This is a genomic window from Flavobacterium sp. NLM (genome assembly GCF_002210235.1).
GTDB classification, from domain to species: domain Bacteria; phylum Bacteroidota; class Bacteroidia; order Flavobacteriales; family Flavobacteriaceae; genus Flavobacterium; species Flavobacterium panici.
Map to the genome: position 1 here is coordinate 1 of NZ_LIAC01000025.1, position 21,600 is coordinate 21,600.

Annotated in this window: 10 protein-coding genes; 6 read left to right on the plus strand and 4 right to left on the minus strand. The window is 35.1% G+C overall.

Annotated features, from left to right (window positions below; genetic code table 11):
- The first annotated feature begins 542 nt into the window (after positions 1–542).
- The 4 genes from APR43_RS22855 (at position 543) to APR43_RS22870 (ending at position 10,788) form a co-directional block, all read left to right on the plus strand.
- Positions 543–3,566 carry a SusC/RagA family TonB-linked outer membrane protein gene (locus APR43_RS22855; protein WP_053474446.1) on the plus strand — a complete coding sequence of 1,008 codons (3,024 nt, stop codon included), beginning with the start codon at positions 543–545 and terminating at the stop codon, positions 3,564–3,566.
- Positions 3,567–3,599: 33 nt separating this feature from the next.
- Positions 3,600–5,129: a RagB/SusD family nutrient uptake outer membrane protein gene (locus APR43_RS22860; RefSeq protein ID WP_053474445.1), complete on the plus strand. Its 1,530-nt coding sequence runs from the start codon at positions 3,600–3,602 to the stop codon at positions 5,127–5,129.
- A gap of 134 nt (positions 5,130–5,263) precedes the next feature.
- Positions 5,264–8,257, plus strand: coding sequence for a discoidin domain-containing protein (locus tag APR43_RS22865; RefSeq protein WP_240514983.1), 2,994 nt, complete (start codon positions 5,264–5,266; stop codon positions 8,255–8,257).
- A gap of 191 nt (positions 8,258–8,448) precedes the next feature.
- The gene (locus APR43_RS22870; RefSeq protein ID WP_053474444.1) at positions 8,449–10,788 is read left to right on the plus strand and encodes a glycosyl hydrolase family 95 catalytic domain-containing protein; all 2,340 of its coding nucleotides are present in this window, start codon (positions 8,449–8,451) and stop codon (positions 10,786–10,788) included.
- Positions 10,789–11,444: 656 nt separating this feature from the next.
- Here the strand turns inward: APR43_RS22870 and APR43_RS22875 are convergent.
- The 3 genes from APR43_RS22875 to APR43_RS22885 form a co-directional block, all read right to left on the minus strand.
- Positions 11,445–14,753: a DUF5107 domain-containing protein gene (locus tag APR43_RS22875; protein WP_053472835.1), complete on the minus strand. Its 3,309-nt coding sequence runs from the start codon at positions 14,751–14,753 to the stop codon at positions 11,445–11,447.
- A gap of 18 nt (positions 14,754–14,771) precedes the next feature.
- The gene (locus APR43_RS22880; protein WP_053472834.1) at positions 14,772–16,181 is read right to left on the minus strand and encodes a sugar porter family MFS transporter; all 1,410 of its coding nucleotides are present in this window, start codon (positions 16,179–16,181) and stop codon (positions 14,772–14,774) included.
- Between the two features lie 128 nt (positions 16,182–16,309).
- Positions 16,310–17,239: an AraC family transcriptional regulator gene (locus APR43_RS22885; protein WP_240514984.1), complete on the minus strand. Its 930-nt coding sequence runs from the start codon at positions 17,237–17,239 to the stop codon at positions 16,310–16,312.
- 115 nt (positions 17,240–17,354) lie between these two features.
- Here APR43_RS22885 and APR43_RS22890 point away from each other — a divergent pair, with 115 nt between their 5' ends.
- Together APR43_RS22890 and APR43_RS22895 are read left to right on the plus strand one after the other, a co-directional pair.
- Positions 17,355–18,386 carry an aldose epimerase family protein gene (locus tag APR43_RS22890; RefSeq protein WP_053472832.1) on the plus strand — a complete coding sequence of 344 codons (1,032 nt, stop codon included), beginning with the start codon at positions 17,355–17,357 and terminating at the stop codon, positions 18,384–18,386.
- 173 nt (positions 18,387–18,559) lie between these two features.
- Complete coding sequence (locus tag APR43_RS22895) at positions 18,560–20,488, plus strand: glycoside hydrolase family 97 protein (protein ID WP_053472831.1); 1,929 nt, start codon at positions 18,560–18,562, stop codon at positions 20,486–20,488.
- A 77-nt stretch (positions 20,489–20,565) separates the two neighbouring features.
- Here the strand turns inward: APR43_RS22895 and APR43_RS22900 are convergent, their stop codons facing one another.
- Positions 20,566–21,582 (minus strand): PepSY-associated TM helix domain-containing protein, encoded by a 1,017-nt coding sequence (locus APR43_RS22900; protein ID WP_240514985.1) that lies wholly within the window; start codon positions 21,580–21,582, stop codon positions 20,566–20,568.
- Positions 21,583–21,600: the final 18 nt, after the last annotated feature.

Sequence of the window (21,600 nt, forward strand, 5' to 3'; positions counted from 1 at the left end):
GTAGAGACGCACAGCAGTGCGTCTTGCGCAACGTAACCACAATATTTGATATACTTGACGTAGACGCACTGCTGTGCGCCTCTACGGATATACGTTGTGGATATAATTAATTATAAAATTGACAATTCAAACATTCCAATTTTTTGTATAGACGCACAGCAGTGCGTTTTTTTTATTCGTATTTGGTGTGAAATATCTTAAAAATGTCCAAAATTATTTCTTTGATTTTGCAGGTAAATTATACCTGTTTTCTTTGTTTTAGATTACAACACTCTTCAGTTTTGTCTGAGATTTCTTTAAATTAATTATTCCTTTATTTTCTTTTTCCTTTTTAAAGCTTGGTATTTCTGTTAAAGCCGAAATAAATCATCAAAAAAAATATCAAATTCTTAAAACATAAATTTGGATGTAATGAAAATATTTGTATGTTTGTAATGTTGTAGTATAGTATAGTATAAGTCAATTCGTTTTCTCGTATTTTAATGCTCAATAAAAAGAATAAAACTAACTCACTAATTTATTAACTAAAAAACCAAATTATTATGAGAATTGCAATAAGATACTTATGCTTCTTAGTAGTTATGATGTGTGCCGGTACACTTTACTCCCAAACCATAACCGGTAAAGTTACAGACAATGAAAATTTACCATTGCCAGGGGCCACAATTCTGGTAAAAGGTACACCGAACTCTACAGTAACAGACATAGATGGCAGTTATAAATTGTCAAACGTAAAATCCGGCTCAACTTTAGAGTTCAAGTTTATAGGATTTAATCCGCAGACGGTTATTGCTAATAAATCTGAAATTAATGTCTCTTTAAGTCCAAGTCCACAGGAATTAAATGAGATAGTAGTAGTAGGAGCTTCAGTAAAAAGAGGAGATCTTACCGGAGCGGTAGGAAACGTAAAAGGAGAAAAACTGCTGGAAACACCAACAGCAAACGCAGTGCAGGCATTGCAAGGACGTGCAGCGGGTGTTTATGTACAGCAAAATACAACTCCGGGTTCAAGCGGTAGTATTAAAATTAGAGGAAACAACTCGATACAATTTGGTACAAATCCAATATTTGTTGTTGATGGTCTTATTATTGACGGCGGTTTTGAATCGATAAACCCTAATGATATTGCGAATATTGATATCTTAAAAGATGCATCTTCTACAGCTATTTATGGTGCAAGAGGAGCAAATGGAGTTGTGGTAATTACAACTAAAAAAGGATCAAAAGGTGAAGGTAAAATAAACTTTGATACCTGGGTTGGAATGTCTGAGTTTAGCAAAACGCTTCCGTTAATGAACGGACAGCAATTGTTTGATCTTAGAGTTGATGCATTTGCAAATCAATATATGGATCAAAATCCAAATGCTGATCGTGCTGCTTACATCAACCAGATTAAATCAGACGGATCTACAGTATTTGCCCCATACGAATTAGAATCTTACAGAACAGGAAAAAGCTACAACTGGTTAGACGAAGTAGCAAGAACAGGAATGCAGACTAATTACAATCTTTCCTTTTCAGGAGGAGGAGATAAAGGTTCTTATTTTGTGAGTTTCAACTACGCAGATCAGGATGGACTTTTAGAAAAATCTTCTTTCAAAAGATATAACGGAAAAATCAATTTGACGCAGGACGTTAAAAAATGGCTTCAAATAGGTACAAGTACTACTTTTTCACGCAGTGAAGCAAGTTATATCGAAGGAAGTGCTTTCGGAAATGCATTAGGCGCTAATCCACTATTGCCTATTGATCCAGATGCTACTTATTTAAAATATGGAGACGTATTAAACGCAGATGCTTATAATCCAATTAAAAGTTTAACGATTGATAATGTAAGTTCTAAAAACCGTTTAATGTCAAGTAACTATGTAAACATTAAACCTGCAGACGGATTAAACTTAAGAACTACTTTTTCTGTAGATATTACTGACCAGGCTAACTTTTCGTACCAGCCAATGGATACAGGACAATCTATTAGAAATTCTGCAAACGGAGATGCTAATCATTACAGATACAGTGAATTGAATTACCAATGGGATAATACTATCACATACAATAAATCAATAGGAAAACACGATTTTAGTGCACTTGGAGCTTTTTCTATGCAGAAAAATTCAAACAATTACACGCAAGTTGATGCAAGAGGTTTTTCATCAGATGATTTTACTTATATGTACTTAAATGGCGCATCTCAAAAACAAGATTTTTCATTAGGTTCAGATTTTGTTACAACGACTTTAATGTCTTACACAGGAAGATTAAATTATTCGTATGATAAAAAATACTTCGCAACTGTTACAACACGTTTAGATGGTTCTTCTCGTTTTGGACCTAATAATAAATGGGGAACTTTTCCATCTGTAGCTTTAGGCTGGGATATTTCCAAAGAGTTTTTAGAATCTGTAGAAAGTATTAAATTATTAAAACTTCGAGGCAGTTATGGTATTGCAGGAAACCAAAACATACCAAACTATGCTTATGTAAGTAAATATAGACCAGTTTATACAAATGGAAGTGTTGTTTACAAACCAAGTGATTATTTAGGAAATCCTGACTTACAATGGGAAAGACAAAAACAATTTGATTTTGGTTTAGACTTTGCAACTTCAGATAACAGATTCTCTATGACTGTGGATTATTTTGATATCAAAAATGACAACTTGTTAATGGTAAAAAGCGTAACTAGTTTAAGCGGATTTACTACTGGAATAGACAACGTAGGTACGATGGTAAACAAAGGAGTTGAATTTAGTGCCAACTATAAAATTTTAAAAAATAATAATCTTAACTGGGATGTTTCAGGAAACATTTCATCTGCCAAAAATAAAATTACCAAGTTATACGGAGAAACTACAGCAATCTACAATACAGGAGGTTATACCGGAGTTGAAATTCAAAGAACAGGAAATTTATTCGTAGGTAAATCTGTTAATTCTATTTATGTATTTGAGTTTGATAAAATTGCTCAGGCATCAGATATGACAGAAATAAGCAAAATCAATTTTGGAGGAAGAACAGTTAAACCGGGAGATATTGTTCCTGTAGATAGAAACAAAGACGGAAAAATTGATGATAACGACCGTTATGTAGTTGGAAACACAGATCCGGATTTTTATGGAGGTTTTGCAACTGATTTCAGCTACAAAGGTTTTGGGTTGAATGCTGTTTTTGCTTACTCTATTGGAGGAAGAAGAATCAGTTCTGCTTATGAAAGTTTCATGAGTTCTGGCGGAATGAGTGCTGCTCATACTGATTTATTAGACCGTTGGACACCAGAGCATACGGACACAAATGTACCAAGAGCTTATTATGGCGGTGGAAGATTTAACAGTTATGAGACATCATTGGCAATTCAAAATTCTTCGTTCTTACGTTTAAATGCATTGACATTGTCATACAACTTTCCTAATTCAATTTTGGAGAAAGCATATCTTCAAAATCTAAGACTTTATGTTACCGGATCTAATTTATTTACGATCACAAAATACAAAGGTTACGATCCAGAAGGAGGAGATAGTTATCCTAACTCAAGAATGTTTGTTTTAGGTTTAAATGTTTCACTTTAAAAATAATTTTCGACAATAATTAAAAATATAATTATGAAAGTAAAAATTTTAACGGCAATGGCATCTATAATGCTTTTTGCTTCCTGTTCAGATTTCTTAGATCAGGACCCAAATACTGCTCTTACTGAAGAACAGACTTATTCAAAAATGGATAATATTGAACCTCTTGTTTTAGGAATGTATTCTTCATGGAGAAATGTACAAAAAGACAGAGGAGGATTAATGTTTCAATTAGGAACAGATGAAACGCAGCAAGGAGCATTTCAGGTAATGACAACTCCGGGACAAGCTGGATTAGATTACTATAATGGTTTTCTTTCTCAGGAAAATACTGCTTTGGCCGAGCAATGGGATTCACGCTGGTTAGTTTTACAAAGCGCTGGTCAGGCAATATATGCCTTGAATAACAATACAGAAGCAGATACAGCCCGTAGAAATATATTACTTGGAGAAGCTAGTTTTATAAGAGCTAGTTTAATGTTTGAGCTTTCGCAATACTGGGGAGAAATTCCAATTTTGGATCAGGCACGTACTCAGGAATTAGGATATGGAAGACAGCCATTGACAGATGTATATACATACATTATCAACGACCTTAAAGTAGCCGAAGCAAATTTGCCAGCGACACAATCAAATAAAGCTCTGCCAGTAAAATACCTTGCTCAGGCATTATTAGGTAAAGTATTTTTATACGCTCCTGTAGCTTCTGGCGCGCGTGATTATACTCAGGCAAAAGAATGGTTAGGAAAAGTTATCTCATCAGGAAAATACAGCTTATTAGCAAATTATGCAGATGTTTTTAGTCCGGATCATGCTAATTCTACAGAGTCACTTTATGAATTTCAGTTCAACAATACCTGGCCTGATAACAATCAAATTCAGTGGCAGACAGGATCAAGAGCAATCGCAAACTTAGATCAGTACGCTTATTTTGGAGGATATGATTTATTAGTTCCTACACAATATTGTTATAAAGATAAATCAGCTGGCGGTATTTGGGAACCAGGTGATAAACGTAAAGATGCAAGTATTCGTTATGACTTTACCTATAGAGGAATTACACCAACAATTCCGGCAGGTTTTGGAGGAGACGAATTAGATCCGCACGTAAAAAAATATGAAGACGTTCGTGTAGACGGAAGACAATCATTCTGGAATTCAGGGAAAAACAAACCCTATATCCGTTATGCTGATGTATTGTTATGCTACGCAGAATGCTTAAACGAATTAGGAAGTACTACAGATGCTGAAGGATATGTAAACCAAGTTCGTACCCGTGCTTTTGGAGGAACACTTCCGGCAGGAATGAACTGGACTGGACTTTCTCAGGCAGATTTCAGAGACCGAATTTTAGATGAGCGTATGCGTGAATTAGCATTTGAAGGTTGGAGAAGAATGGATCTTATCCGTACAGGAAAATTGGTACAGTATGTAAAAGCTCGTAATAAATGGGCAGCTGAAAGCGGAACAATAGCCGAATTTCATAACAGATATCCAATTTCCCTAAAAGAAATTCAGCTTAATGATGATATAAACCCGGAAGATCAAAATCCTGGTTATTAATATCTTTTAAAATAGTTTTTATCGTTTGGTTATGTGATTTTTGGTTAATAATCACAGTTTTTGATTTGTAATGCCATTTTGGGTATAGGTAATAAAACAGTCCTGAGAATTCTGTTAGAAAAACTTATTCCAAAATGGCATTCTTATTTTTAGTTACAATTTTTCATCATTCAAATAACAATATGAAATTCAATACAATTCAGGTTTATATCACTTTATTTGTTTTAAATGCCTTATCGTTCCAATTTTATGCTCAGAATAAAGTAAGTCTGAACTCTTCAGACATTGTCTGGAAAGTAAAACCACAGGCAGAATTAGGAAAAGACAGCCTTAAAATAGCTGCTGCAGATTATTCAGATAAAGACTGGGTAAAAGCAGTAGTTCCAGGTACAGTTTTTAATTCTTATGTCGTGAGCGGTTTAGAAAAAGATCCCAATTTTGGCGACAATATTTATCAGGTGGATAAATCGAAATACGACCGCAGTTTTTGGTATCGTTCAGAATTTTGTATTCCTGAAAATTTCACCAAAGAAATTATCTGGCTCAACTTTGAAGGAATCAATCGTGAAGGGGATATTTATCTTAACGGAAAAAAACTAGCCACGCTTAGCGGAATGATGCAGCGTGGTAAATTTGATGTTACAAAACTGGTACATCGCAAAGCAAAAAATGTACTGACTATTTTAGTAAGCATTCCAAAACAGCCTTTAAACAATTACGGAAGTCCAACTTATATTTCGAGTGCCGGCTGGGACTGGATGCCATATGTACCGGGATTAAACTCAGGAATTACAGATGATGTATTTTTAAGCAATACAGATAAAGTAACAATTGCAGATCCTTGGGTTCATACAAATCTGCCAACTAATGCACGTGCAGATTTGGATGTTAAAGTAGACCTTAAAAATTCATCTGCACAAAATCAGGAAGGAGTTTTAACAGGCGTAATTATGCCTGGAAATATTACTTTTTCTAAAAAAATAAGTCTTGATGCAGATGCAGTTACCAGTGTAAAATTAAGCAAAGAACAATTTCCGGAACTTTCAATTCAAAACCCTAAATTATGGTGGCCAAATGGTTACGGAGATCCTAATTTATATACCTGCCAATTCACATTTAAAATTGGAGATGTAGTTTCTGATTCCCAAAAAATAACTTTCGGAATCAAAAAATATACCTACGATACAGAAGGCGGTGTTTTGCACATTTCGATTAACGGAAAACGCGTTTTTCTAAAAGGAGGAAATTGGGGAATGAGTGAGTATATGCTTCGCTGCAGAGGTGAAGAATACGATTTGAAAGTCAAACTTCACAAGGAAATGAATTACAATATTATTCGTAACTGGTTAGGTTCAACAACAGATGATGAATTTTACCAGGCTTGCGATAAATACGGAATTATGGTTTGGGATGATTTTTGGCTAAATGCAAATCCAAATCTTCCTTTAGATATTCATGTTTTCAACAGCAATGTGATTGAGAAAATCAAAAGGGTAAGAAATCATGCCAGTATTGCAATCTGGTGCGGAAATAATGAAGGTTTACCTCAACCTCCACTCAACGGATGGATTGCCGAGAACATCAAAACGTTTGACAACAACGACCGTTATTATCAGCCATGTTCTAATACAGGAAACTTAAGCGGCAGCGGACTTTGGGGCAATAAAGATCCAAGGTTTTATTTTACAAAATATCCGGAACCTTATGTGGGAACAGGAGACGGTCCAAGCTGGGGTTTAAGATCAGAAATTGGTACAGCCGTTTTTCCTAATATGGAAAGTTTCAAAAAGTTTATTCCGGAAAAAGACTGGTGGCCAAGAAACGATATGTGGGACAAACATTTCTTTGGACAAAAAGCCTTTAATGCTTCTCCCGATAATTACGATAAAAGCATAACAGAACGTTACGGCAAGCCAAATAATCTGGAAGAATATACCAGAAAAGCTCAATTATTAAATATCGAAACCAACAAAGCCATGTACGAAGGTTGGTTAGATCATATGTGGGAAGACGCTTCGGGAATAATGATCTGGATGAGTCAGTCCTCTTATCCAAGTATGGTTTGGCAGACTTACGATTATTATTATGACTTAACAGGAGCGTATTGGGGCGTAAAATCGGCATGTGAACCTATGCATATTCAATGGAGTCCAGTAAATAATTCAGTTAAAGTAATTAATACGACCGGTACGGATTTCAAGAATTTGACTGCCGAAGCAATAGTTTATAATTTAGATGGAAAATCGGTAGCAAAGTTCAGTCAAAATGCCACAGTAGATTCTTATTCAAATACAGCGACAGAAAGTTTCGTAATTCCGTTTTATTCCAATCAGAAAGATTTAGCCTTTCAAAAAAATGTTATTGCATCTTCAACAGAGGGCGGAAACACTAAAGATATTACAGACGGTGATTCAAATACCCGCTGGGCAAGTAAATCAACAGATGATGAATGGATTTATGTAGATCTTGAAAATGAATATATTATCAATCGCGTAGTTTTAAACTGGGAAAATGCATTCGGAAAAGAATATAAAATTCAAATAAGTACAGATGCAAAAAACTGGACAGATGTAAGTACGATTAAAGATGGAAAACAAGGACTTCAGAATATTTCGTTTGACGTAACCAAAGGGCGTTATATTAGAATGCTGGGAATAAAACGCGGTTCTGGCTGGGGATATTCGTTGTATGATTTCAAAGTTTTTGGAGCAGAAACGAATGCCGATACTTCCAGTTTAAGTCCGGTACATTTCATCCGATTAAAATTAAAAGATGCACAGAATAAAGTAATGAGTGAGAATTTTTATTGGAGAGGTTCTAATATGAAAGATTTCACAGATTTGAATAAATTGCCAAAAGCAAACGTAAATGTTTCCAGTAAAGTGGTAAAACAAAACGGGAAGTATATTATTAAATCGAAGATTTCAAGCCCTTCAGGAATTGCATTCGGAATCCAGATACAAGTAGTAAATGAAAAATCCAGAACTCAAATATTACCTGCAATTGTAAGTGACAGCTATTTTACTTTGCTAAAAGGAGAAAGCAAAGAAGTCACCATAGAATTTGATGAATCAGCTTTAAAAAATGGAGAAAAACCAGTTGTAAAAGCGATTCCGTATAATAAATAATCAGCTTCAAATCCTGCAAGGTTTCCAAAACCTTGTAGGTATAATTTAAAGACTAAAAGATTCTCATAGTAAACCTGACAGGTTTTTAAAACCTGTCAGGTTTAATCGAAACGGAGAAAAAAATATACAAGTTCTCACAGATTAAAAAAATCATTCCAATCCTTTTAATCTGTGGCAAAAAAACAAACAACATGAATATCAAAAAAATAAAAGCATTACTATTTATACTAATACCCATTTTAGGTTATTCACAAAATAACGCATTGGAATTATGGTATAAAAAGCCCGCCTCTCAATGGGAAGAAACATTACCCTTAGGAAACGGACGTTTAGGAATTATGCCCGACGGCGGTGTTGCAACCGAAAAATTGGTTCTAAACGATATCACCCTTTGGAGCGGATCACCACAAGATGCCAACAATTATAAAGCATTTTCATTTCTGCCTCAAATAAGAGAATTGCTTTTAGCAGATAAAAATACTGAAGCCGAGAAACTTATCAATGATAATTTTGTATGTACAGGCCCGGGATCAGGAAGCGGCGACGGTGCAAATGTACAATTTGGATGTTATCAGGTTTTAGGAAATATGACCCTGAAATTTGATTACAAAACTAAATCGCAAGCCACAAATTACAGCCGAAACCTAAACATACAAACCGCAACCTCATCAACACAATTTACCATTGACGGAGTTGCTTACAAGCGTGAATATTTTGCAGGTTTTGGTGATGATGCCCTTTTTGTAAAATTGACTTCAAGTAAAAAAGGAAAACTGAATTTTACCGTACAGTTAGACCGACCAGAACATTTTAAAACGGCAAATGAAAACGACAATTCTCTTGTTATGACAGGTCAGCTGAACAATGGAATTGACGGAAAAGGAATGAAATATAAAGCCAAAGTAAAAGCTAAAACAACAGACGGAAGTGCTTTATATACCAATAATTCAATTGAAATAAAAAATGCCACTGAAGTTGTACTTTACATATCCGCAGGAACAGATTTTAAAGATAAAAGTTTTGAAACTTCTGTAGATAAAATTTTAGATACAGCAATTCAAAAGAAATATCAGGATCAGAAGAAAATCCACATTCAGAATTATCAGAAACTATTCAATCGTGTGGCTTTGAATTTTGGAAAATCAGACAAAAAAGTACTGCCTACAAATGAGCGTTTAGATGCCTTTTTAAAAGAACCAGATTCAGATACCGAACTTCCGGTTTTGTTTTACCAATACGGACGTTATTTAAGCATAAGCAGCACAAGAGTTGGATTGCTTCCGCCAAATTTACAAGGATTGTGGGCGCATCAGGTACAGACACCATGGAACGGAGATTATCATCTTGATGTAAACGTTCAGATGAATCATTGGGCTTTGGAAACCGGAAATCTTTCAGAATTAAATCTTCCATTAAAAGATTTGGTAAAAGGAATGGTTCCTTACGGAGAAAAAACAGCAAAAGCCTACTACAATGCGGATGGCTGGGTTGCACACGTAATTACCAATGTCTGGGGATTTACAGAACCGGGCGAAAGTGCTTCATGGGGAATTGCAAAAGCAGGTTCAGGCTGGTTGTGCAACAATTTATGGAACCATTATTTGTATACAAATGACCAAAATTATCTTGCCGAAATCTATCCAATTATAAAAGGAGCTGCGCAGTTTTACAACAGCATGCTCGTAAAGGATCCGGTAACGGGCTGGCTGGTAACTTCGCCGTCAGTTTCTCCTGAAAATTCCTTTTTCTTGCCTAATGGTCAGGATGCGCATGTTTGTATGGGACCGACAATTGATAACCAAATTGTTCGTGAATTATTTAATGATGTAATCACAGCTTCTCAAAAACTTGGAATCGATAAAGATTTAAGATCTGATCTTGAAAAAAGATTAAAATTATTACCGCCACCGGGAGTTATTAGTCCCGACGGAAGAATTCAGGAATGGCTAAAACCGTATAAAGAACCAGACGCACAGCATCGTCACATTTCTCATTTATACGGATTATATCCTGCTTCTTTAATAACTCCAGAAAGCACACCGGAACTTGCCGAAGCGGCGAAGAAAACTCTTGAAGTTAGAGGCGATGATGGCCCAAGCTGGTCAATTGCTTATAAAATGCTGTTTTGGTCTCGTTTGAAAGAAGGAAACAGAGCTTATAAATTATTAAAAACAATTTTGAGACCAACGCTTGCTACAAATATCAATTATGGAGCAGGAGGAGGAGTTTATCCAAACTTACTTTCGGCAGGACCGCCGTTTCAAATTGATGGAAATTTTGGAGCCACCGCAGGAATTGGCGAAATGCTGATTCAAAGCCACGCCGGATTTATAGATTTATTGCCTGCTATGCCTGAGGTTTGGTTAAAGGAAGGTGAAGTAAAAGGGCTTAAAGCCGAAGGGAACTTTACCATAAATATGCAATGGGAAAAAGGAAAAATCACTAAATATGAAATATTATCTCCTATACCAGCAAAAGTAAAAGTGAAAGTAAATGGAGAATTGAAAGAGATTATATCTTCTAAATTATAGAGCATGATTCCTGCAAGGTTTTCAAAACCTTGTAGGTATTAAATTGTAAAAGGAAATAAAAAACTAAACCTACAAGGTTTTGAAAACCTTGCAGGACTCAGAAATATCAATAAAAAGATATTTAAATCAAATTCTAAATTAATTGCCTCCTGCTTTAGCTGGAGGTTTAAAAGAGTCTATTAAACAAAGGGCTTTAGCCAAAATCATAATGTTTTGGCTAAGGCCCTATTTGAATCTAATTTCAATAACCTCCAGCTAAAGCATGAGGCAATTAAAAATAAGTTTTGGCTAAAGCCTTTTTTAAATTAATTCTTCTAGCCTCCAATTAAAGCTGAAAGCAATGGTAAAACATATACTAAGGCTTTTATTCATCAATCGGATATTGAGAATGGTGGAGTTTTAGAATTTAGTATGGGATCAAAACCGAATAAAAAATGGGGAACTAAATTAGAGGATAGACCAGTTAATTAGATATTATTGCCCACGGGTTTTGCGGGTTGAATGGATTATCGCAGATTTTAATTTTATTATTGCATGCATTCTTATCGCCTTCACGGAGTTCCTGCAAGGTTTCCAAAACCTTGCAGGATTAAAACCAGAAGCCCCGACAGGTTTTTAAAATCTATCGGGGCTAAACTTAAATTACCAATACTAACTTAAACAAAAACTGATTCCTCATTTTTCAATAAGGATAAATGTATCGTAACGCCTGAATGGCTTTTTTCTTCTGCAAGAACTGTTTCAAAAGTCTGTTCTGCTTCTGCTTTTTTATCAAGACCTAAAAGTCCTAATCCCTGCATATATAGACAGTGAATTTTATTTCTTTTATCTAAATCATCTTCCCAAATCATAAGATCTGGAAGTGATACTGCAAAATAATCGATCGTAATAGAATCGTTTACATGTTTTTGAGCATACGCAACTAATTTCTCAAAACGTTTTCCGGCTTCAGCAGCATTATTTAATTTTAGGAAAGCTAAACCTTGATAGAAAATTTTATCCGGCTGCTGATCGTTATAAAAAATAGCGGCCGTTGGTTCATCTAATCCTTGTGTGGCGCTTTGCCACCAATTATTAGCTTCTTTCAGATCATTTTTCTTTTCGTAAGCAACGCCAAGCCAGTAATGAATATCATTTTCCTGTGCGCCCGGAAGTTTTCCTTCGCCTAAATTATCAGGATAAATTTGAGCCTGTTCTAACAGTTCTATCGCTGCGTCATAATTTCCTTGTGAGATTTGCTGTTTCGCAATTTCAGTTAAAGAAATAAGATATTGTCCGCTCACTTTTCCTTCGCCGCCTTCCCACGGATGGAAAATTCGGTTTTGTAATAAGGTTAAGGCTTTATCATGTTTTCCTAAAAGATTATAAATAGCGGCTCTTTCTAAATAAACATCATCACGCTGAATTACTAATTCTAAGTGTTTTTCTAAGAAAGCAAGTCTGAAAACCAAATCTCTGTTCAAACGTTTGTACAATTGATCTAATTCCATCAGGATTCTTGAATCTTCTAAATCCAATGAAAAAGCTTTTTCTAAACTTGAAAGCGCTTTTTGTTCGTCGTTCAATTTGTTATAATATGCCAATGATAAATTACGATGTACCGTAGGGAAACTATTGTCTACAGCAACAGATTGTTCCCAGCAAGAAATAGCATCATCATAAAACTTCGCAGCGTACCAAAAGTTACCTAAATAATACAACGCCTTAGCATCATTGGTTTGTTTCTCAATTACATTTTGAAGTACCAATGCAGCTTCAACCTGATTTGGGAAACAATAATCTGGTTTTGCCTCAGAGGCCATTTTGAAACATTTTTCGGCTTGACCGAAATCATTTAATTTTTCATAAAAAGAACCCGCAAAATACCACGCCATTGGGTATGTATTTTCATCTTTCAAACCTTCATTTAATAATTCTGAAGCTTCTTCATAAAAACCTGCTGCATTATAATCTAAAGCATATTCGATATACGTATGAATGTTGTTTCGGATAAGCGAATTAAAATAGCTGAGGTCTTTTTTATCATTGCTTAAAAGATATTTCTCATAAAGCAATCCAAAATTAAATGAATCGTTTTCTAAATAAGTATTGGCAAGCTGAAGCGCTTTTTCTTTTTGATTTAATTTTCGAAGAAGTACCACTTTTAAATGCAGTGCTTTATGATCTTCGGTATTTTTAGAAATCGCTTTTTTAATATGTGTTAATGCCAAATCGTAATCGCCTTTTAAAGCATCAAGCTGTGCAACATAAAAATAGCCCTGATTTTGCCAGGCCGCATTCCATGTTGATTTGTAAAAAGCACTGTAAGCATCTTCGTTTTTATTTTGATATTTAAGACATAATCCTAAATTGAAATAAGCTTCGCCTTCATATGGATTTGGATTTCGCTGTGTCAATGTTTTTATTGCTGCTCTAAAATAAGGTTCCGCTTCTGCAAATTTTGCTCGGCGCATCAGCCATAATCCCATTGCATTGTTCGAACGAATATCGCCAGAATCACGTTTTATAGCTTCTTCATAATACGGAATCGGGCTGTAAGTAGCGTGTCTGTATTGTTCTAAATGCTGAGCCGTTAGAAACAATTGTTCGTTATTTTCGATATCTTCCGGCGCAAGCGCAGGTTTTGCAGCTTCTGGAATTTCGTCTTCGTTTTGACCTTCATAATTCCAATCTACCAGAACTTTATTATCAGCATCGGTTACGGCAATTGATAATCCTTCTAAACCAAAATTAAAATCAATTGTTTCTTCAAACGAATTGTATGGCGATGCATCATATTGTTTTTGAAATATAACAACATTATTATTCTTTAAAGTAATAGTAGCTTTAGGATAAACGCCCGTTGTATACGCTTTAATGACTAATTTATCATCAATACTTTCTAAATTAACCATCGCATTTTTGGTCGCATTTTTCACAATACCCAAATCACGATATGGCATAAAATATTGTGTAAAATCCTTTTGTTCGCCTGGCATAATCCACGTAAAATCCGGCTGATTATCGGTATAAACACCACACATTAATTCGATATACGGACCATCTTCGTCGGTAAGGTTACGATCCCACGCACGACCGAAATCTCCGTGTCCCCAAGTCCATTGTTTTTTTCCCGGAGAAACATGATGATTAGCTACGTGAAGTAATCCGCCTTTAGAATCATTTTCATATCCGCCCACAAAATTATATTTCGAAGCAATCGCCATATAAGATGTTGGAACCGGAATATTTTTATAACGGGAAATATCTGTTCCCGGAGAATAATCGACTTTATAATACGTCCCTTTTGCAATTGGGAAAGAAGAAACGTCACGTTTTCCATGATCAAATACAGCATTTACATCTGGTGGAAAAACCGATTGATAATCGTCATTTACCTTAACTGCCGGATTTGCCCACCATAAAAATGTCTGCGGAAAAGATGTTCTGTTGTACAATTGCGCTTTGATTTCTAAATATGCTTTATCAGGATATAATCTAAAACCTGCCATTCCTTTGGTTCTAAACATACGTTCTACTTCGCTGCACCAAACTGTTGCGCTTCCGTCTTCATGTTCTTCTATTGTAAAATCAACCGGATCAAAAGTCGTTGGTCTGTGATGCTGCGGCCAGTTAAACTCGATTCCGCCAGAAATCCACGGGCCAGTAAGTCCAACCAATGCCGGTTTTACAACCTGATTATAATACACAAAATGACGATTTTTAGTTTTATCATATGCCATATGAACTCGTCCGCCAAGTTCAGGCAAAATCATTATTTTAATAAATTCATTTTCAAGATAAACCGCCTGATATTCTTTGTTCGTTTTTTCGTCTGCTATTTTTTCAATAACCGGATACGGGTATACAGATCCGTTACTTCCCTGATACACTCTTTTCTCAATAAATACAGGATTTTTTTCAGGTTTGCCCACCTCATAAGTTGGCAGGATTATTTTTTCCTTCCAAACATTTACTTTTTGCATGATGTAATGAAATTTAGATTATTGAATATTCTTCGATTGACGATCAGAAACCATTAGTTCCTCAATCTCTTCAAGACTTTTGTTTTTAGTTTCAGGAAGTTTTCTGAAAACAAATACAAATCCTAAGGCGCAGATAATACCATACACCCAGAAAGTTCCTGACGTGCCCAGGTATTCGTTAAAAATTGGAAATGTTTGTACCAATAGTGCAGAAGCAATCCAGAGCGCAAATGTGGCAATAGACATCGCAACACCTCTGATTCGGTTAGGGAAAATTTCAGATAAAATAACCCAGGTAATAGGAGCAAGTGACATTGCGTAAATGGCAATGGCTAATAAAACCAGTAATAATAAAGGGAAACCGGTAACATTGGTATAATAAAAATAACCCAATAAAGCATAAATTATTGCCAATGCAGCAGAGCCAAAAAGCATTAATTTTTTACGTCCCCATTTGTCTACAGTACCCATAGCAACCAAAGTAAAAACTAGATTAATACTTCCGGTAATAACGATATTCATAAACAAATCGTTGATGCTGTAACCAGCCGAAACAAAAATTTCCTGAGCGTAATTAAAGATAATATTGATCCCGCACCATTGCTGAAAAGCGGCTAAAACAATACCAATTGTCAATATAGGTAAAGCCTTTTTGTCAAGAAGCATTTTGAAATCGGTTTTTTCCGTTTCGTCTGTAAAAGTTTCTTTGATTTTTGTGATAGCTTCTTTTCCGTAAGCTAATCCGCCAATTTTGGTAAGCGTTGCTTCTGCTGTATCATTTTTTCCTTTTTTAGCCAGATATCTAGGGCTTTCAGGAATTAAAAACATTAAAAGGAAGAATAAAACTGCCGGAAAAAATCCTGCCCAAAACATCCATCTCCAGCCCGTTTGTCCGTTCCATGAGGCCAGAATTTGGGCGTGCGTATAACCAGCAGGAATCACTTCTGTAATCAGCATATTGGTTATTTGTGCTGCCAGAATGCCTATAACAACGGTAAGCTGATTTATTGATACAAAAAGTCCGCGGGTTTCCTGTGGCGAAATTTCTGCGATATATAAAGGTGATATTGTAGAGGCAATCCCAATTCCGATTCCTCCAATAATTCGCCAGATAATAAATATGGTAAAAGTTTCTGAAGCTCCCGTACCAATGGCACATAAGGAGAATAATACTGCGGCAACAATTAACATAGGACGTCTTCCGTACGTATCTGCCAGTTTTCCGGCAACAGCTGCACCTGCTACACAGCCAACAAGGGCACTGCTCATCGCCCAGCCCTGAAGAGCCGGAGAATCTGAAATGCCAAAATAAATTTCGTAAAATGGTTTTGCACCACCTATTACAACCCAGTCGTAGCCAAAGAGTAAACCACCCAATGCTGCAACAAGGCTAATCGATAGTAAAAAGGTATAATTATAATTTTTCATAAAAAGGGTTTAATAGCTTTTGTAAAATTAGCGGAATAGAAACCTTTGATTTATGGATATTTTTTTTGAATAGATGGATTATAATCTGATTTTTTGATGCGCTGTATTAAAATACGAAAACCATTGCGTTACTGTTTGTATTCTGTGCGATATTGTATAGGCGAAGTGCTCATTATTTTTTTAAACAAACGGGAGAAATACAACGGATCATTAAAGCCCAGATTAAAACTGATTTCTTTTATGCTCATAGTAGTAAAACTGAGATACTGACAGGCTTTCTGCATTTTTAAATAGTTGAAATAATGTATGGGAGAATAGCCCGTCTGCTTCTTGAATAAGGTAAAAAAATGGGATGACGAATAATTAAAATAAGCAGCAACATCATTGATTTTTAACGAAAGATCCAGATGTTTTTTCATGTAGTCAATTGCGGATTCAATAGTATTATCCTCTGAAAATTTTCGGTTCTTTTGAATGAAAAATTTCTCATATAAAAAAGCATTCAGCAATTGCCATAATGAAAGATTGGCAAATTCGAGATTACTCGCACTGTAACCGTCTTCCATGACATCGAGTATGTTTTCAAAAAGTTCAATTCGTCTTTCTTCAAGCGAAAGCTGCGGTGCTGAATCCGGAAACTCCGTTATGAATTTGTCATAAAAATGAGGTGCCTGCGGTCCCGTAAAATGAATCCAGAAAATACTCCACGGGTTTTGTTTTAAAGCATAATAATCGTGCGCAACTTCGGGAGGTATAATATAAAAGGTATTCGCTTTGAGCGTTATGGTTTTGTTTTCTTTGCTAATAATGCCTTCACCTTTATAACAATAAATAAGGATGTATTGTTTACTTCCGTGTTTTCGTTTCATGGAGTGATGGCTTGCATTCGGGAAAACGCCAATATCTGTAAAATACAAACTCGCAATAAGAGGATTCTTTTTAATGTTTGAAAGAATGTTTTTAGGAATCACAATCATGCGCTGCCCTAAGAAACCTTCTTTAACTTTTATTTTTTCTTTTTGAGATGAATTTTTCATTTTACGGATTGTCTTTTCCAAATATCGTAATTTAATCCATGCTTTTAAAAAAAATGTCCATTTTGAGACGAATAATCAAAAGTACATTTGAAACACTATTATAACCCTCATGTTTTTAATCCTTTTTTAAAACAATATGAATCCTTTAATTACAATTGCATATGAGCCTTTTGGGTGGTATGCAGAAAAAGAAATTTTTAAATTCACACTTACAAATGTTTACGGAAATTATGTAGAACTGCTTAATTATGGAGCCATAGTAAAATCCATAGTAGTTCCGGATAAGAACGGAAATAAGGAAAATGTAGTTTTAGGATTTCCAACTTTAGAAGGATACATAAAAGATAAATCTTATATAGGAGCAACTGTTGGTCGTTTTGCCAACCGAATCAATAATGCCGAATTTTCTATTGAAGATAAAACCTATTATTTAGATAAAAATGATGGCAAGAACAATAACCACAGTGGTTCAGCCGGATTTAACAGTAAGGTTTTTGATTTTAGTATAAAAGAAGATGCTGTAATTTTTACTTTGGAGAATGAAAGCGGCGACGGCGGTTTTCCTGGAAATTTAAAAACCAAAGTCATTTACAAATGGACGGATAAAAACGAACTGAAAATTGAATTTTTGGCTGTAGCCGATGAACCAACTCCAATAAACTTTACAAATCATTCGTATTTTAATTTATCGGCTTGTACCGAAAAAATACATCATCATTATCTGAATATTCAGGCTGACAAAATAGTTGAAAGTACAGAAGATTATATTCCGACAGGAAGAATTATACCTGCAGAAAACTGTTCTTTTTACCATTACAAATTAGGAGATGTTATGAAAGATGGCGGACTGAATACCTATTATATTTTTAATAGAAATAATGACGATGAAGATTCGGTTTGTGAATTATTCGAAGAAATATCAGGAAGAATCATGTGTGTGTTTACTTCTTATCCGGGAGTACAATTGTATACGGGAGATTATTTATACAGTGCGGAAATTGGGGAACATTCTAAGTTTTATGAACCTTTTGACGGTCTTTGTTTAGAATGCCAGTATTATCCGGATAGTCCCACTCATGCACATTTTCCAAATACAATATTCAAGGCAGAGCAGGTTTATAATGAAACGATTACTTATGCTTTTGATGTTGTGACTCTTGAAAATTAAAAATATTTATGCCACAGATTATAGGGATTAAAAAGATTTTTTTATGCCACGAATTTCACGAATTAGCACGAATTAATTAGTGAAAATTTGTGCAATTCGTGGCAAAATAACCTTTACAATCTCTGCGAAAATCTATGTTTTAAAATTGAACTATCACCTTTAAAAATTATATAATGAGAAAAATATTTATTCATCGAACTTTGAGCTTACTGATACCCGCCGTATTTTTTGTGCTGACAAGCGGTAAAGCTCAAAACAAAGACCTTTACCTGAAGTCTAAGGATAATTTAAATAAAATTACTTTGTCTTTAACCGAAGGCGGAAAGTTGTCGTATAAAGTTACGCGCAGAGATAAAACAATAATTCTGGATTCTCCGCTCGGTTTGAATCTTGAAAATAATGATTTTACTTCTGGTTTGTCAGTTGTAAACGTTTCGCCTATCGAAGAAAAGCGTGAAAAATATGAACTTAAAGTCGCCAATAATAAAGTTGCCGATCATATATTTAAAACTAAAAGCATAACATTTAAGAACAAACAAGGCGCTTTAATTACAATTGATTTAATTGCGGGAGAAGAAGGAGTTGCTTTTAGGTATAAGTTTGCGGAGAAAGAAGAGAAAACCAGAGTGGTTAAAAATGAAATTACAGGATTTCATATCGATCAAAATGCAAAAGGCTGGCTTCAGCCGTACAATAAAGCAGGAGATTATACTCCGGGTTATGAAGATTTTTATGTGAATGTAAAATCAGGAGATCCAATAAGCGGTGCGAGAAATGTTTCAGTTGGCTGGTGTATGCCGGCACTTTTTAATGTAAACGATACTAAAAATTGGGTTTTAATTGCAGAATCAGGAGCGGAAGGCGTATTTCCGGGTTGTCATTTACAGCCGGATTCTAATGGAGGAATGTATAAAATTGCTTTTGCAGAAAAAGATGAAAAATTCACTTTGCCTTTGCCGGACACAAATGCTTATCCTGAATCAAATTTACCCTGGACAATGCCTTGGAGAGTTATTTTGATTGGCGATAAAGCGGGAGATATATTATTGTCAACTTTGATTACGGATTTGGCTCCGGCCTCTAAAATTGAAGATACTTCATGGATTGTACCGGGAAAAGCAGCCTGGTCATGGTGGTCACATCCTGATGATTTTACACCAGAAATGTATAAAAAGTTTACTGATGTTTCGGCTTCCTTTGGTTTTAGATATACACTTTTTGATGCGGGTTGGGAAAAAGCGAATAAAGAAGGAAAAATTATTGATCATGCTTTATCTAAAGGAGTTCAGCCATTAGTTTGGGGATATTCGGCAGAATATTTTAATCCTGAAAAAAGGAAAAAGAGATTTAAGGAATTGGCCGACATGGGCGTAAAAGGTGTTAAAATAGATTTTTGGTGTTCAGACAGACAAGAGGTTATGAGCACGCTTCAATCGGTTTTTGAAGATGCAGCCAAAGAACATTTGCTTGTAAACCTGCACGGTACAACGGTTCCAAGAGGCTGGCATAGAACATGGCCGAACTTTGTAACGGCAGAAGCTATTTTAGGAACTGAAAGTTATTTCTATGAACCAAGATTTCCTGAAATGGCTGCACAGCAAAATACAGTTTTGCCTTTTACGAGAAACGTTGCGGGACCTGCAGATTATACACCGTTTGCGTTGACATTTAGAAAATATACGCGTTTAAATACGGCAGTGCATGAATTGGCAATGGCCATGATTTACACATCGGGAATTATTCATTTTGCCGATTCAGAAGAAGTTTTTAATTCGCTTCCAAATGAACTTAAAGATTTATTTAAAGAGATGCCGGCGACTTGGGATAAAACGGAAGCTATAATTGCAGAACCGGGAAAAACAATTGTTTTATCACGTAAAAAAGATAATCTGTCTTATATTATTGGAATAAATGGCACTAATGCAGTATCGCCAATTTTAATTGATTTAGCTAGATACGGTAAGGGATTTTCGAAATTCAGGGTTATTTCTGAAGGCACAGATCCGTTGATGGAATTTAAGATTTCAAATTATCCTATAACTTCAAAATGGAATTATAATTTAGCTCCAAAAGGAGGATTTATTATTCAGTTTATAAAATAGTTGAAGATTACAAAAGTAAAAAAGCCTTTAAACAGAAACGTTTAAAGGCTTTTTTTATTTCTATTGGCTGAAGGTTTTTAAGCTTTAATCTTTTTAGTTTTTTTCTTTCCTTTTTTCCACCAAATAATAAATCCGGTTATAGGAAGCGAAGCTCCAATCAAACTTACCAAACACCAGATTATTTTCCCTGTAAGACCAAAGAAAACTCCTGTGTGCAAATCATGATTACTGGCTTCATATACATCGGCAGCATTGTTATCTTTGTAAAGCTTTGTGCGAAGCATTTGCCCCGTTTTTCCGTCAAAGAAAAGCATGTTTTGATTTCTTGCCCAATCATTCGGATATGTCATTCTAACTCTCAATTCTCCCGTTTTTCTAATCGAAAATGAAACAGAAGTTGCTCCCGGATATTTCGAGTTGGCACTTTCGTATATGTTATTGTATCGAACCGGAATTGTGGTTGAATCAATTTTTTCTTTAGATAAAACTTCATCACCTTTTCTAAGTTTGCTTCCGGTTACTATACTAACCGATTTTTTAACCGTATCAAATTTAAAGTACGTTCCGGAAAAAGCGATTAAAAGCAAAACAATAGAAGCATAAAACCCTAAAACCTGATGCAAATCGTAATTGACTCTTTTAAAAGAACCGCTCCACTTTATTTTTAGTGATTGCTTTAGTAATCGTTTTTGATTCGGAAACCATAATACAAGTCCGGTAATCAGCATAATAATAAAAATCACTACTGACCAGCCTTGAATAAATTCTCCAACGTCTCCCAGTAATAAAGTACGGTGTATTTCAAGAACAATATTTAACCAGTCCGAACTTTGCTTGTTAATTAAGCTTCCGTCATACGGATTAAAATAATAGGTCTTTTTCTTTTTGGTAGAAATCTCAATGGCAGCATTAGGATCTTCTCTGTTTACTTTTAAAGCAGTAATTTTCTGTTTAGGTTCCAGTTTTTCATAATTTTCAATTATAGTTTTTAATCCTATAAATGATTTTTGCTGAACCGGAACATGCAGATATTCTTTGTTTGAAAAATCACGGATTTCTTCTTCAAAAACATAAAGAAATCCAGTAATGCTCACTATAAAAACAATGAGGCC

Bases quoted from the DNA above. Each gene is read 5' to 3' on its own strand.
- APR43_RS22855 (WP_053474446.1), top strand. From the start codon at position 543: ATGAGAATTGCAATAAGATACTTATGCTTCTTAGTAGTTATGATGTGT.
- APR43_RS22860 (WP_053474445.1), top strand. From the start codon at position 3,600: ATGAAAGTAAAAATTTTAACGGCAATGGCATCTATAATGCTTTTTGCT.
- APR43_RS22865 (WP_240514983.1), top strand. From the start codon at position 5,264: ATGGCATTCTTATTTTTAGTTACAATTTTTCATCATTCAAATAACAAT.
- APR43_RS22870 (WP_053474444.1), top strand. From the start codon at position 8,449: ATGAATATCAAAAAAATAAAAGCATTACTATTTATACTAATACCCATT.
- APR43_RS22875 (WP_053472835.1), bottom strand. From the start codon at position 14,753: ATGCAAAAAGTAAATGTTTGGAAGGAAAAAATAATCCTGCCAACTTAT.
- APR43_RS22880 (WP_053472834.1), bottom strand. From the start codon at position 16,181: ATGAAAAATTATAATTATACCTTTTTACTATCGATTAGCCTTGTTGCA.
- APR43_RS22890 (WP_053472832.1), top strand. From the start codon at position 17,355: ATGAATCCTTTAATTACAATTGCATATGAGCCTTTTGGGTGGTATGCA.
- APR43_RS22895 (WP_053472831.1), top strand. From the start codon at position 18,560: ATGAGAAAAATATTTATTCATCGAACTTTGAGCTTACTGATACCCGCC.